Raw genomic sequence first — 247 nt, 5'->3', positions numbered from 1 at the left:
CGGGTTCAGGGCAGCGTCGGCCTGCACCTCGGCCCATCCCTTCGGGTAGGAAACGGAAGCCGTCTGCACGCCGGGCACCTTTTCCAGCGCCTGCTTCACATGATCGGCGCACGAGGTGCAGGTCATCCCTTCGATGCGCAGTGCGACAGCCTCGCTCATGCTGCGCGCCTCACTTCTTGACCGTGGAAGGATAGCCGGCGTTCTCGGTGGCCCTGGTCAGTGCCTGGGCATTGGTCCTGGCGTCATC

At 65.2% G+C, this 247-nt stretch carries 1 protein-coding gene; it reads right to left on the bottom strand.

Annotated elements, in window-relative coordinates; genetic code table 11:
- A partial coding sequence (locus tag KZZ07_RS27255; protein ID WP_219520152.1) for a cation transporter occupies nucleotides 1-159 on the bottom strand: 159 nt, incomplete at its 3' end.
- Nucleotides 160-247 lie beyond the last annotated feature (88 nt).

The organism is Mameliella sp. CS4, from assembly GCF_019392335.1.
Lineage (GTDB): Bacteria > Pseudomonadota > Alphaproteobacteria > Rhodobacterales > Rhodobacteraceae > Antarctobacter.
Note: the sequence above shows the minus strand (reverse complement) of the source record. Positions and strands in the feature narration are given on the sequence as shown.